This window comes from Undibacterium sp. JH2W, from assembly GCF_049340425.1.
Lineage (GTDB): Bacteria > Pseudomonadota > Gammaproteobacteria > Burkholderiales > Burkholderiaceae_D > Undibacterium.
In genome coordinates, this window is the sequence record NZ_JBMPOT010000002.1 from 1 (window position 1) to 13483 (window position 13483).

The 13483-nt window shown below is 49.8% G+C and carries 11 protein-coding genes; 6 read left to right on the forward strand and 5 right to left on the reverse strand.

Annotated elements, in window-relative coordinates:
* Nucleotides 1-109 precede the first annotated feature (109 nt).
* Nucleotides 110-526: a hypothetical protein gene (locus ACO0LC_RS02295; RefSeq protein WP_423000221.1), complete on the forward strand. Its 417-nt coding sequence runs from the start codon at nt 110-112 to the stop codon at nt 524-526.
* 6 nt (nt 527-532) lie between these two features.
* Here ACO0LC_RS02295 and ACO0LC_RS02300 read toward each other — a convergent pair whose 3' ends face one another.
* The 5 genes from ACO0LC_RS02300 to ACO0LC_RS02320 form a co-directional block, all read right to left on the reverse strand.
* The gene (locus ACO0LC_RS02300; RefSeq protein WP_423000223.1) at nt 533-2803 is read right to left on the reverse strand and encodes a TonB-dependent receptor; all 2271 of its coding nucleotides are present in this window, start codon (nt 2801-2803) and stop codon (nt 533-535) included.
* A gap of 517 nt (nt 2804-3320) precedes the next feature.
* The gene (locus ACO0LC_RS02305) at nt 3321-5069 is read right to left on the reverse strand and encodes a hypothetical protein (protein WP_423000225.1); all 1749 of its coding nucleotides are present in this window, start codon (nt 5067-5069) and stop codon (nt 3321-3323) included.
* A complete protein-coding gene (locus ACO0LC_RS02310) occupies nt 5066-5935 on the reverse strand; it encodes a hypothetical protein (RefSeq protein WP_423000227.1) in 870 nt (289 codons plus the stop codon). The genes ACO0LC_RS02305 and ACO0LC_RS02310 overlap by 4 nt, the downstream gene beginning before the upstream one ends.
* Before the next feature lie 242 nt (nt 5936-6177).
* Nucleotides 6178-7044 carry an SDR family oxidoreductase gene (locus ACO0LC_RS02315; RefSeq protein ID WP_423000229.1) on the reverse strand — a complete coding sequence of 289 codons (867 nt, stop codon included), beginning with the start codon at nt 7042-7044 and terminating at the stop codon, nt 6178-6180.
* 47 nt (nt 7045-7091) lie between these two features.
* Entirely contained in the window at nt 7092-7751 is a 660-nt protein-coding gene (locus ACO0LC_RS02320; RefSeq protein WP_423000231.1) for an O-methyltransferase, read from the reverse strand.
* 413 nt (nt 7752-8164) lie between these two features.
* Between ACO0LC_RS02320 and ACO0LC_RS02325 the strand changes: the two genes are divergently transcribed.
* From ACO0LC_RS02325 to dnaG, 5 genes are all read left to right on the forward strand, one after another.
* Nucleotides 8165-8791: a TetR family transcriptional regulator gene (locus tag ACO0LC_RS02325; protein ID WP_423000233.1), complete on the forward strand. Its 627-nt coding sequence runs from the start codon at nt 8165-8167 to the stop codon at nt 8789-8791.
* 80 nt (nt 8792-8871) lie between these two features.
* Nucleotides 8872-10071 (forward strand): NAD(P)/FAD-dependent oxidoreductase, encoded by a 1200-nt coding sequence (locus ACO0LC_RS02330; protein ID WP_423000235.1) that lies wholly within the window; start codon nt 8872-8874, stop codon nt 10069-10071.
* Between the two features lie 262 nt (nt 10072-10333).
* Nucleotides 10334-10546: a 30S ribosomal protein S21 gene (gene rpsU / locus ACO0LC_RS02335; protein ID WP_005877634.1), complete on the forward strand. Its 213-nt coding sequence runs from the start codon at nt 10334-10336 to the stop codon at nt 10544-10546.
* Between the two features lie 217 nt (nt 10547-10763).
* Nucleotides 10764-11210, forward strand: a complete 447-nt coding sequence (locus tag ACO0LC_RS02340) for a GatB/YqeY domain-containing protein (RefSeq protein WP_422638820.1) — start codon at nt 10764-10766, stop codon at nt 11208-11210.
* Nucleotides 11211-11260: 50 nt separating this feature from the next.
* Nucleotides 11261-13054, forward strand: coding sequence for a DNA primase (dnaG, locus tag ACO0LC_RS02345; RefSeq protein WP_423000237.1), 1794 nt, complete (start codon nt 11261-11263; stop codon nt 13052-13054).
* Nucleotides 13055-13483: the final 429 nt, after the last annotated feature.

Sequence of the window (13483 nt, forward strand, 5' to 3'; positions counted from 1 at the left end):
AGCGTAGATCCATGATATTTACTGTTTTCCAAGTCATGTTGGCGACTCCCTTTAGGTATCTTTATGATCACCTAAAGGTGTTACCTATGTCCTGATACAGGTGTTACCCATGTCTCTGTTCTATACAGCTCGCCAAGAAAAGGAAGCAAAAGAAGGCGACCCAGGCGTCGCCGCCCCTGCGGGGTTCCCGTTTGTGCGTTACAAAAAATGGGAAAGTCCGAAAACTCGCTTTGCTCAAACGTCGGCCTTTCTTTTTCCATTTTCTGTAACGCACAAATGGCGTCGACACATGGGAACTGCTAAAGTCAAAAACAACGTCAACGTCAAACCCAAACCCAAACCCAAACCCAAACCCAAACCCAAACCCAAACCCAAACCCAAACCCAAACCCAAACCCAAACCCAAACCCAAACCCAAACCCAAACCAGTACGACGGCCAGTCATATTCCGAAGTACTTTTGATCATTCCTCAAACACGTTACCCATAAAAAAACGCCCGATCACTCCGGCGTTTTTATCAGCTTAACAAAAATCAGAAGTTAGCCTTGAATTGCACGCCATAGCTGCGTGGTTCGTTCAGGATGCCTGTCAGGTTGTTGAAGTCGATGGCGGCGATGACTTGTTGCTTGTTGGTGATGTTGCGACCATAAGCAGCCAGTTCATATTTGCCGTCAGCCCACATATAGCCTACACGCAAGCCACCTTCGAGCAGGGACTTGGCTTTGTATTCCTTGGCTTCATACAAGAACATGTTGTAAGTGTCTTTGTAAGACCAGTCGGTATTGGCATACAGCGTGCCTTCGCCGATTTGTGTGGAATAACGCAGCGAGAAGTTGCCTACCCATTTAGGTGCGCGTGGCAGTGGGTTGCCACCGATCAGGACGGTGCCAGCAACCGGGCCTGCTGGATTGGTGACAGTACAGCCATTGCCGCAAGGAGCGACGAACAGTTTGCCATCCCTGATTTCGGTATCATTATAGCTGAGGCCCAGTGTGGTTTTCCAGTTGCGGCTCAGGTTGGCTTGCAAATCCATTTCAAAGCCTTGACCTACGGCTTTGTCTGCATTTACCAGTTTATTCTGATTCACGCCACCACTACCTGCGGTCAATTGCAAGTCTTTGGCTGTGTACTGGAATACAGTAGCGCTGATGCGTGCGGTGTTATCCAGGATGTCTTTCTTGATACCGGCTTCGAAAGACAGATTTTTTTCTGAATTGGCAACCGAGATGCTGTCACCGAACAGTACGCGACCCTGGATACTAGGTGCACGATAACCAGTTGCGATACGGGCGAATACGGATGTTGCTTTATCCAGCGTGTAGTTCGCGCCTAAATCCCAACTGATATTGGTAGCAGATGGATTGGCTCTGAGTACTGGCGTACCTGGTGTGCCAAATGCCGTGCCTGGTGTCCAGGTACGTTGTGCATCAAAGTCTTTTTTGTCGCTGGTATAACGGATGCCGCCGCGCAGTTTGAACTGGTCAGTTACTGCATAGTTCAAAGTGCCAAAGGCTGCCCAGGATTTGGCATTTTGGTGTTGTACTGCATAACCGTCTTGTGGATTACCTGGTGCCAGGGAATTGTAGTCAAAACTGTCAACTTGCAAGTCTTCGCTGAAGTAGTACAAGCCACCTATCCATTGCAAGGCGTCTTTGGTATTGGATTCAACGCGCAACTCTTGTGTGATCTGCCTCAGGCGCGGCAAGCCATCGGCTGTTTCAGCCGGGAAAGGGATAAAGCCTGGGCCCATGGTGGGCACGAAGGATGCACCATAGCCACCATCAACGTCGGCGCGGCTATAGAATTTTGCCTTGTCATAGGCTGTGATGGAATGCAGGCTCATGCCTGGTAAATCCCAGCGCAGGCGCAGGCTGCCACCAGAGGATTGCAGGGTTTGCGTATTTAAACCATCAGTAGGATAGTTGGAATAGTTAAAGCCAGGGACGATCTCATTCGTGCCTTTTTGTATGATATTGGCGCGGAACAGGGTGGCATTGCCCGACATGTCACGACCATGCAAATTCACCAGGGCGCTGAAATCACCGTTTTTATATGAGAATTGCAGACGTGCTGCATTGTCACGGTAACCTTCGAGGTTTTTCTCACCAGTAGGACGTGGATTGGTTACGCGATCATCACGTGACTGGGATTGACCAGAGAAACGCATTGCCCAGTCCTGGTTCAAAGGCACGTTGATCGCGCCTTCAAGATTGATGGCCTTGTCATTGCCGAAACCGAGGTTGGCATAACCTTCCAGGCGACGGGTAGGCTTGGTAGAGTCAAACTTCAAAACACCTGCCGGAGAGTTGCGACCGAACAGCGTGCCTTGCGGGCCGCGCAGGATTTCTACCTGGTCTACGTCAAATACCGGGAAGCCTTTCAGCATAGGGCTTTCTTGCACGACATCATCGTAGACCAGACCAACTGGTTGGGATGCATTCAAATCGAAATCGGTATTGCCCAGGCCGCGGATATAGAAACGTGGGAAGGAGCGACCAAAGTCGGATTCCACGTTCAAACTAGGAACGCGCGCTGCCAGGAAGCGAATATCCTGGCCGCTGGCATTATAAGTATCGAGTGCTTCGCCTTTGATGGCAGAAATGGACATCGGTACTTCCTTGATGTTTTCTGCACGGCGGTTAGCGGTAACGATGACAGTTTCCAATTGTGTACCGTCATTTTTGGCTGCAGGTTTGGCATCCTGAGCCCAGGCGGATTGCAGGGGGAAGGCGGCAGTGACTGCCAGAGCGATCACGCTCAGACTGACTCCCTTATGCAATTGCTGAGAAATGGTTTTGCGCATGGTAAGTTCCCAAGTTGAGTTAAACAATGGTGTTCTGAAATGGTGCATCTGCACCATCCCTGAATTGGGGCGTGTTGAAATCTGGGATTTCGCTACGGTTGCCACCGCAATCGTTTGCGTAATCGTTTGCGTGGCGGCGAATCTGTTATCTCTCTTGCCAGCAGACAAGTCAAGAATTACTTAAATCCAAATAAGGAAATGCAGTTTTTGCTGCAAAAATGTTGCGAATTTCAAACAACATTCTTGCTGTTGGGTATTATTTTTTTGCCCTGGACATGTTTCATTTAATGCTTAAAAATGGGGCAATAAAAAGTCCGGTGCTCTCAAGTGGTCTTGATGCGGGCCAAGCTTGCCATGAAAATTTTCATGGCAAGGCAGAATTTTGAAAAAAATACTGGTATGAAAGACCTTAATTAAATGACCAGCTTTGTTGAAAACGCCTGTGACACCCATGCTACTTTTTTTAATGTTCATTAACGCCAAAACACGCTATGTTTTCCCTTGCGAAGTCGGCATTTTAGGTCTGGTTTTGCTCTGGCTTCGGATTTGCCATCTGGCCACCAGCGGGTCTCCAACAACCTAGCCAATGCTCCCATATCTGTCCTTGTTTGCCTCCACCTCTGATTCTTGCTGACCTGTGCAGATCATCGAGGAATTCCACAGAAATTTTCCTGTTGCTCAGTTGTGTCAGGTATTTTCTAGCGGCACCTTGGCTGCTGATATTGATCTCGTTCAGTGTTTTCATTCGCACAAGTCCAAGCAGGCAGGATTCATCAGTGCAACAGTCCGCCTGCTTGTCATTGCCCAGCAGTTCATCGTAGACATCCTGAGTGGCTTTTTTGACGTCCGCCTGGGTTTCATGTTTGATGAGGTATTTGATGACAGGTAGCATATTACGGTTTTTTACCTGCCTCAGGGCATAGGCAGAATAAGTGCTATGGGTTTTCATTTGCAGATAGCCCAGCATGAAATCCTTTTCATTTTCGGCATGCATCAGATCCGCCATCCATACTGGCCAGTGCGTATCTTCCGGCACGCGGCCCTGTGCCCAAAAGGCAAACAAGGCTTTGTTTGAGCGTGCTTTGCGTGTGTCTTTGAGGTAGGGATAGCTTAAACGGTAGCGCAGATTGGGCATCCAGATTGCGTCATAGGGGCCAAAGGATTGTTCGCCCGTGATCAGACTGGAATACAGGGAAAAAAATTCCACTTGTACTGCGCCATTTTTTTCTTTTTCAAAAAGTGGCAGAGAGTCCTTATGGAAGCGATCTGGATACTGCATGGCCATGGAGCGCAAAATAAAAGAACGGCGGTGAGGATCACTATCACTCCTGGCCATTTCCAGCCAATGCTCATAGGGCAGCTTGAAACGATATGCCAGGGCTGCATAGCCATACATATACTTGCGCCACAAGGCATTGTCGGCAGTCTTGTACAGATTCATCAAGAAGTCTTTTTCTGCAGCCAGTTGAGCAGGGTTGCTATCTTCGCCTACAAAAGTCAACAAAAAAGTGGGCAGGATAGAAGCAGTTCCGGCAGTTTTTGCCTGGCTCAGCAAGTTCTCGCGAAACCGCTGGGCGACTGGGACTTCTGCAGCATACAATCTTGGTTCACTGAAGTTGGGTACCACCATGCCCAGTGCATCACGTGCCATCACGCTGTCTGCGCTATCTTTGCTGCGGGTTTTGATCAGTTCGCGGGCCTGGGCCGTACCTATGCTGCGCAAAGCCATGATAACGAAATGGCGGGTAAAATCATTTTTGCTGCTCAGGTATTTTTCCAGTAATTGCACAGTTGGCTCGGTCTGGTCGGACATGACCAATGCATAGATGTGCAGCATCGCCAGATCATCGGCACGCATACCGGCGGGCATATCCTTGGGCAAGTCTTGTATTGCAAAGGGCACGGTGGCGCTACTCAAAAATTCTTCCAGCCGGGTACGGCTATTAATCAAACCACCGTCAGGAATACGCAAGGCTTGTCTGGCCGCCGCAGCAATGCTAAAGCCTGCATAAGACAGATTTTTGGGCAACCTGGCAAAGTACAGGTCTTCACTCGCCAGGCCATAGGGACGGCCGATCAGGGTCGAGTAAAACAGGCGTGCTTCTATCGATAAAGCTTGATTATTTTGTCTGTCGTTGGGGTAAGTCAAATCATCTGGTTTTGCCGGGCTGCTTTGCATGGCCACATCTCTTGCATGCGCAATTGTGGGATAGTTTACGCTTGTTGCCATCAAGTATGTTGTAGCGACGAGAGCAAATTTTTTCATTCGCTCACCTTCTTGTTGGTGACATTGGCATCGCCATTGCTTGCAGCGCTATGTGCTACCGCTATACCGACAATCAAGCGCAGGCGTATGGCTAGCGAGCCTAAAGACTCTATAGATTCCGGGCGTAGTTGCGTGCCATTTTCTATGATGGAAATATGCTGCGCATTTTTATAGCCATCACGGTTGCTGAAAGCCTCGGTCTGTATTACTGCAGTCTGGATATTGATCTTGTCTTTGCAAAGGTTTTTACCGTCTTGCGGGCAGATTTTTTGCACTTCCTTGCGTACGCAGCGGGACACCATGTCGGCCAGTATTTCATCCTGTTTGTTGATACGGTAGAAACTCAGATTTTTATACTCCCTGCCACTGTAAGCATCAATACCTGCATCCCTGCCATACCTATCCATACCCAGTTTGAGTAATTTTTCTATGGCTTCATCGGCATTTGCGGTGAGCGGAAATTCTGCCTCTATGCGCTGTACCTGTATGTAAGGGAATTTTGATTGGGTATCGTTGCTCTTTTCCAGATTGCGCGCGGCCCTCAATTTTTCTTTTTCCAGCAAGTTGCCACCCTTGCTTTCGACATAGTTGCGTATGGCTGCCATCTGTTTGTCCAGTTGATCGCTACCATCTTTAGGGCGTATGCTTTCTGCACTGACGCCACCGCTGATGACCAGGCGATTTGGTAATAATTGATCGCTGCAAGTCAAACTCTGGAAATCATATGCTGAGTTAATCTGGGCGTTGGGTGTTAAAGTAATCACTCCCGCAAAACTGCTAAAAGTGCTTGCTGCAAGCAAGCTTGAAATGAGACATTTGACGATGTATGCAGGACGCATGGAGAGTTTCTTTTTAAGATTGAGCATGGAAAATAAATGCTTTCAATTTTGACTATAAATTGAAATTCATTGTAATGTTCTTTCTATCCAAAATGTCGGCTGGACTACAATTTCGTCTGTTTTTTTTGAGTATTGAAAGCAAATACCAAGAGTATTAAATTGACCGTGCCCTCAGATTGATGCAGGCGGTATAAATCAAAAAAACTTGGCAACTGCTGGTGTCAGCATTGCCAGGTTCTTGTGAAGCAGTTGTCGACTTATCTACGCATTCAAGCTGCGTAGTAGGCTGTTTGATCCAGGTCAGTGAGCAAAGAAGGGCCTTCTGGTTTCCAGCCCAGCAACTCCCTGGTTCGCAAGCTGGAAGCCGCCATGTTCGCACCGGCCATTTTGGCAAACCAGCCAAAGTGTTCAGCTTCGCGCGATTCAACTGGCAAGCCAAGCTGGCGGCCTATCATTTCGGCTATCGTTTTAAAGGATATGCTCTCATCGGCAATGGCATGGTAGGCCGATTCAGTGACACCTTGCTCAAGTGCGAGACGGTAGACGCGCGCAGCATCTTGCCGGTACACGCCAGACCAGCAATTCTGACCTTCACCCAAATAGGCTGATACACCGGTTTGCTTCGCCAGGCGTATCAAGAGTGGCACAAAACCATAATCACCAAGGCCGTGGACTGACGGTGCCAGTCGCACAGTTGCCGCACGTATGCCGCGTTCAGCCAATGCCCTGGCACTTGGTTCGGACTTGCGCGGTGAGCCTGGATGGGGCAGGTCCAGCTCGCTTGCTCCACGCGCCATTCCCAGCAGGCCGGAGGTCACGATGAGTGGGCGGCTTGATCCTTCCAGAGCACTTCCCAGCACCTCGATGACTTGGCGGTCCTGTTCACAATTCGCTATGAATTTTGAAAAATCATGATTGAAGGCGGTGTGGATGACGGCATCAGCCTGATCGGTAGCTGTGCGCAAGACATCAAGATCTTCCAGTGTGGCGAGCAAGACTTTCGCCCCCGTGGCGGCGAGCGCTGCCGCTTTTTCGGCAGAGCGGGCAAGCCCGGTCACTAGGTGACCTGCGTCTATCAGTTCTTGAACTACTGCAGAGCCTACCCAGCCGGTGGCTCCTGTGACAAATACGTGCATATTATATTTCCTTAAATTTGTTATGGTTTATGTGAAGTTTCATGAATTCAGCCCAGCCACATCGAGACCTCTACATCTCCACCAAATGGCAGAGACAGGTAACCGCTACCGGGGGCGCGTATATGTGCCAGGTAATCCGGACTGTAGTCGGCGTTGTCAGCTACGATCAGCGCGCCGGAGCGCAAACGGCCTTCGACCAGCTTCAGTACGTCGATATAGAGCGCCTTGGCACCATCGAGTAATAGCAGATCGACAGACGCAGGAAGATCAACTGCCAGCGTCATCAGCGCATCACCTTCGCGTATCTCGACCAGGTCAGCCAGGCCGCCTTCGTCCAGATGTTTGCGTGCTTGCACCACCTTGGATGGCTCAAATTCGCTGCTAATCAGGTTGCCGCCGCCGTTATCGCGCAGTGCCGCAGCCAGGTGCAGAGTAGAAATGCCGAAAGAGGTGCCGAATTCGACGATGTTGCTTGCATTGCTACTGCGCGCCAGCATGTAGAGCAGTACGCCAGTCTCGCGTGAAACTGGCAGCCAGAGATCTTTCAGCAAGCTATAAAAACCCAGGTATTCGGTCTTGCTATGCATCAGGCGCTCGCGTTCTTCGCGCGAGATACTGGCGATAGCGGGGCTGCTTGCGGCTGCTGCCTGCTTGAACAGGCGTTCAAGCAGGGATGCCAGTCGGGTCGAGGTCAATGTATTGGTCATGGGTGTATCCAGTTCTAAATCGAATGCAAATAATGGAGTGCCATCTGCTATACAGATGGCTACAGATGAAACGTGATTAATTCGTCGCATTGGTGAAAAATGATACGGACAATTATTCGCGTTGACTAATCGCATTGGACCTCGCGTTTTCGCATAGCCTGGCGCTGCTTGTTAAGCCTTTGATTGTCCATAGAAATTCCCTTAGTAAGCCGGTGCAATCGAGGCAATGAAAGACGCCTCATCAGCTAAAAGCTCAGGTTTTGCTTAGCCAAAAAATTGTTTTCGTTGTAATGATTGTGGCGATGATGGATTGTTTGAGGGATAGGGCGGCTTGGGTTAAGATGTGATGGATTCATCGCATTGCAAAAGCATGAGTTTGCTGTTTCTTGTTCGCTTCTACTGTTTATCTTACTATGGCCACCCGTCGTCGTCCCCAGGTTTCCACGCGCAAGCAACCACAGCAGGCCCGTTCAACCGGGCTGGTCACGGCAATCCTGCAGGCCGCGGCGCAGGTATTGGCGCAAGAAGGAGTAGCGCGTTTTACGACTGCCAGAGTGGCAGAGAGGGCTGGAGTCAGCATAGGCTCGGTTTATCAATACTTCCCAAATAAGGCTGCCATCCTTTTTCGTTTGCAAACTGACGAGTGGCAGCAGACCACGGATATGCTGCGGCACATTCTGGAAGATATCAGCAAGCCGCCGCTGGATCGCTTGCGCACACTGGTCCACGCTTTCATCATTTCGGAATGCGATGAAGCTGAAACGCGTCTGGCCCTCAGTGATGCGGCTCCGCTCTATCGCGATGCGCCAGAGGCGCAGGAAGTACGGGCCTCGGCAGACCAGACTATTGACCTGTTCATGGAAGAAGTATTGCCCAGGGCATCGGCGGCTACGCGCACGCTTGCCGGTGACTTGATTACCACTACCCTGAGTTCGGTCGGCAGCAGTTTTTCTGGGACGCGCCATACCCAGGCAGAGATCAAAACCTATGCTGACGCTATGGCAGATATGTTTTGCGCTTATCTCAAGGGTATTCAGTAAGATTGGACCAGGTAGGTAAATTCTGCCTGCCGTACGCTACAATCTCGCCTGAATTTTTGAAAGCACCGAAAGTAAATACCATGAGTAATCAATTTGATCTTGCCGTGATAGGCGCAGGCGCAGCCGGGATGATGTGTGCTGCTGTTGCAAGCCGGCGTGGCAAGCGCGTGGTATTGATTGATCATGCCACCCGTCTGGCAGAAAAAATCCGTATCTCGGGTGGAGGTCGATGTAATTTCACTAACCTGCATGCTGGCCCGAGTAATTTTCTTTCTGAAAACCCGCATTTTTGTAAAAGCGCCTTGTCGCGGTATACCCCGCAAGATTTTCTGTCTCTGATGAAGCGTTATCAGATTGCCTGGCACGAGAAGCATAAAGGGCAATTGTTTTGCGATGACAGTGCTGAAGATATCATCCGTATGCTCAAGGCTGAATGTGACGCTGGTAAAGTCGACTGGCGCATGGGATGCAAAGTCGATGATGTGCAAAAACAGGAGCAGGGTGGTTTCTTGCTGCAAACCAGCACAGGTGTAATTCGCACTGCGCAAGTGGTGATTGCCTGTGGTGGCTTGTCTATCCCAAAGATAGGCGCGACTGACTTTGCGCATAAGGTAGCACGTCAATTTGGTTTGAAGATCATCGAGCCTCGTCCTGCTCTCGTGCCTTTGACCTTTGATGCCAAGGCCTGGGAGCCTTTCGTGCCCTTGTCTGGCATTTCGCTGGAAGTGGATATAGAGACAGGCGAGAAAAAATCCCGCACGGTATTTCGTGAAGACTTGCTGTTCACGCATCGCGGCTTGTCTGGCCCGGCAGTCTTGCAGATTTCCAGCTTTTGGGAGCCAGGCAAGGCCATACGCATTAATCTCTTGCCAGAGGTGGATGTGGCAGAAGACCTGGTAGGCAATAAATCCACCATCAAAAAGAATCTGGCAAATCATTTATCGCAATACCTGCCAGCGCGCCTGGTTGATGGCTTGCTGACTGCCCACGGCTTTGCTGGTGATGCCAGAGTGGCGGACATGCAAGACAAGCGTTTGCGCCTGTTGGGAGAGAAATTAAACCGCTGGGAATTGATACCCAATGGTTCTGAAGGTTACCGCAAGGCTGAGGTTACCCGCGGTGGCGTAGATACCCGTGAATTGTCCCAGCAAAGCATGATGGCCAACAAAGTGCCTGGCTTGTATTTCATAGGCGAAGCGGTGGATGTGACGGGTTGGCTGGGGGGGTATAATTTCCAATGGGCCTGGGCATCGGGCACAGCAGCGGGCCTGGCAATTTAAAATTTGCGTTGTATTTTTGCATGAATATGTACTGGGTGGTAGTATACGCAGCTTATGACGTATTTTCCTGCGTGATATTGACCCTTTTCAGGGATACCCCAGTAAATGCCGGGATTTTCAGGTGAAACCAGAAGTGAGTTTGATGAATGTTTGTTGTCTGCCACAAGTTTTTGCGCAAGATTTAATCAACTTTCTTCCATTAATTTAATTTTCCTGTTAATATCTCGGTCTTCCTATAAATCTTTCCATGGTTTGAACTTACATGACCACAATTCGCCTTAAAGAAAACGAGCCGTTCGAAGTTGCCATGCGCCGCTTCAAGCGCACTATCGAAAAGACCGGTCTGTTGACCGAATTGCGCGCTCGCGAGTTCTACGAGAAGCCAACAGCAGAACGCAAACGTAAGTTGGCTGCCGCTGTTAAGCGTCACTACAAACGTATTCGTAGTCAGCAATTGCCTAAGAAGATGTATTAATCCAGCTGTTGTGTCCGGCAATTTGCCGGGTGCATCGCGGGTAGTTCATTAAAGCTTAGGTTTGCATGCCCGCTCCGGTCAGCCGCAGCGGGCTTTGTTGTCTTTGTCGCCGGCATTGTACGTTAGCTTGCATATGTCCGAAGTAAGGTATGAGATTGATGCCGGATCCTTGTGCAAATTTGCGCAGTATCCATTTAAATAATTTCAGGAGCAGCTTATGAGTTTGAAAGAACAGATCACCGATGACATGAAGGCTGCGATGCGCGCCAAAGAAACAGTCAAGTTGGGCACTATCCGCTTGCTGACGGCTGCCATGAAGCAAAAAGAAGTCGATGAGCGCGTAGAGCTGGATGATGGCATGGTATTGGCTATCATAGAAAAAATGCTCAAGCAGCGTAAAGATTCCATCACCCAGTTTGAAGCGGGTGGTCGTCAGGATCTGGCTGATATAGAAAAAGCTGAGCTAGCAGTTTTGTCTGTCTATATGCCAGCGGCGATGTCGGATGAAGAAGTGCAGGCCGCTGTGGCTGCTGCCGTGGCAGAAACTGGTGCAGCAGGTCCGCAAGATATGCGTAAAGTAATTGATGTATTGAAAGTAAAGCTGGCGGGTCGTGCTGATATGGGCAAGGTCTCTGGTTTGGTCAAAGCGGCATTGTCCAAGTAATCTGGTCATCTGCTTAGACTTTTGTTTTATCCTTTAGCTGGCGTCCTGCTTTGATACCACAAAGTTTTATACAGGATTTACTGGCCCGCGTTGATATTGTCGACGTGGTGGGTAAATACGTGCAGCTCAAAAAAGGTGGCGCAAACTACATGGGTTTGTGTCCCTTCCATAACGAAAAGTCCCCCAGTTTTACCGTTAGCCCGACCAAACAGTTTTATCACTGCTTTGGCTGCGGCGCGCACGGCAGTTCCATCGGTTTTTTGATGGAATATTCTGGTCTCAGCTATGTCGATGCCATCCGTGATCTGGCGCAAAACAATGGCATGATCGTGCCGGAAGAGGACAGGCTCTTGCCTGCGCAGCGGGCAGAAGTCACGGCAAAAAGCCTGGCCTTGTCAGAAGTCATGACCAAGGCAGGTGAATATTACAAGCAGCAGTTGCGTACCGCACCGCAAGCCATCGCTTATCTGAAGAAGCGTGGTTTGACTGGTGAGATAGCAGCGCGCTTTGGTCTTGGCTTTTCGCCAGATGCCTGGGATGGTTTGCGTAGTGTCTTCACTGACTACAATATCCCGGCCCTGGTCGAAGCTGGTCTGGTCATCGATAAGAGTGAAGAGGAGGGTGGTGGTCGCAAGCGTTATGATCGCTTCCGCGACCGCGTCATGTTCCCGATCCGTAATACCAAAGGCCAGATCATCGGTTTTGGTGGGCGTATCATGGAGCAGGGTGAGCCCAAATACCTGAATTCGCCAGAAACCCCACTGTTTCAAAAAGGCCTGGAATTATATGGCTTGTTTGAGGCGCGCCAATCCATACGTGAAGCTGGTTATGTGCTCGTCACTGAAGGCTATATGGATGTGGTGGCGCTGGCGCAAATGGGTTTCCCGCAGGCGGTGGCAACCCTGGGTACTGCTTGTACGCCTACCCATGTGCAAAAACTCTTGCGCCAGACTGATCATGTGATTTTCAGTTTCGATGGTGACAGTGCGGGTCGCCGTGCGGCAAGGCGTGCACTCGATGCCTGCCTGCCGCATGCCAATGACGACAAGGTCATCAAGTTTTTGTTCTTGCCTAAAGAGCATGATCCCGATAGCTATATCCGTGAATTTGGTACGGATGCCTTTGAACAGGAAGTGAGGGATGCCATGCCGCTATCGCAATTCTTCATGCGCGAAATGATAGGTGACAATGATTTGACGACCGCAGAAGGGCGCGCCCGCACCCAGTTTGATGCCAAGCCTCTGTTGCAGGCCATGCAGTCATCCGGCATGCGTTTGCAACTCGTCCGCAATCTGGCGCAGGTTACGCAAACCAGTCCGGCTGAAATTGAAACCATGTTTGAACTCAGTCAGCCAGTGGCCCGTATCAAGCTGGCACCACCCAAGAGTAAGCGCAATGCGCCGGTAGGGTTGGAGCTGCAGATCATGCGCATCCTGGTGGCACATCCTTCATTGGCCATGATGCTGGATGAAAGCGTACTGGCAGACGCTGCTGCGCTGGCACCTGATGGGGCCAATATGCTACGTAGCCTGGTATTTACAGCACAAAGCATGGGTGAAAATGCCCAGTTTGCTGCGCTGGCCGAGCAATTGCGCTCCCTTGGTTCTGATTTTGATGCCTTGATTGCCGAGATGGCGGAGCAGGCTGAAACGGATATCGATATTGTCAGATTGGAACTGGCTGGTGCCTTGCGCCAGATGCGTCATCAAGTGCTGAAGATGGAAATGGAGGGTTTGGCGGCGCGTGGTTTGCGTGCCCCTGAAGATGTGGCCCGTTATCGTGAGATTACACAATTGCAAGACCAGCTCAGGAAGCAGGCAGCCGCTGAAGCCGCCTTGCGTTAAACAAAAGCAATTTCCAACGTTGGAAGTTTTTCTCATACATGACCGGGCTGCCTCGGCAGTTTGCATCTGGGTCTTGTTATTTCCAGTTTTGACTTCATTTCTACTATTGAAATCAGGATAGGTATCAAATTATTTAATTGTTTATCAAGTAATTTAACAGGCTAGCGTGGTGCGAAGTAGCTATTTTGCCTCTTTTTTCTCCAGTATTTGCCTAAAATTTATTCACCAAATTGCCACTAAGTTGATATAAGCACAGTCTTAGGCTGGAGTAAAGTAGGTTGGCGTGGTATAATTAAAGGCTTTCGATTCAAGGTCTTAGGTTGTTTCATTCTGGGCGAAGCTTTTACATTTGCACAGAATGTGTTGTTTAGGTGAGCGTAATGCTCCTCCGAGTAACCCAAAACACTGGCGCTGAGACTCGGGAAGTCT

Excerpts from the sequence above, each read along its gene's own strand:
- ACO0LC_RS02295 (WP_423000221.1), top strand. The coding sequence starts at position 110 with ATGTCTCTGTTCTATACAGCTCGCCAAGAAAAGGAAGCAAAAGAAGGC.
- ACO0LC_RS02300 (WP_423000223.1), bottom strand. The coding sequence starts at position 2,803 with ATGCGCAAAACCATTTCTCAGCAATTGCATAAGGGAGTCAGTCTGAGC.
- ACO0LC_RS02305 (WP_423000225.1), bottom strand. The coding sequence starts at position 5,069 with ATGAAAAAATTTGCTCTCGTCGCTACAACATACTTGATGGCAACAAGC.
- ACO0LC_RS02310 (WP_423000227.1), bottom strand. The coding sequence starts at position 5,935 with ATGCTCAATCTTAAAAAGAAACTCTCCATGCGTCCTGCATACATCGTC.
- ACO0LC_RS02315 (WP_423000229.1), bottom strand. The coding sequence starts at position 7,044 with ATGCACGTATTTGTCACAGGAGCCACCGGCTGGGTAGGCTCTGCAGTA.
- ACO0LC_RS02320 (WP_423000231.1), bottom strand. The coding sequence starts at position 7,751 with ATGACCAATACATTGACCTCGACCCGACTGGCATCCCTGCTTGAACGC.
- ACO0LC_RS02325 (WP_423000233.1), top strand. The coding sequence starts at position 8,165 with ATGGCCACCCGTCGTCGTCCCCAGGTTTCCACGCGCAAGCAACCACAG.
- ACO0LC_RS02330 (WP_423000235.1), top strand. The coding sequence starts at position 8,872 with ATGAGTAATCAATTTGATCTTGCCGTGATAGGCGCAGGCGCAGCCGGG.
- rpsU (WP_005877634.1), top strand. The coding sequence starts at position 10,334 with ATGACCACAATTCGCCTTAAAGAAAACGAGCCGTTCGAAGTTGCCATG.
- ACO0LC_RS02340 (WP_422638820.1), top strand. The coding sequence starts at position 10,764 with ATGAGTTTGAAAGAACAGATCACCGATGACATGAAGGCTGCGATGCGC.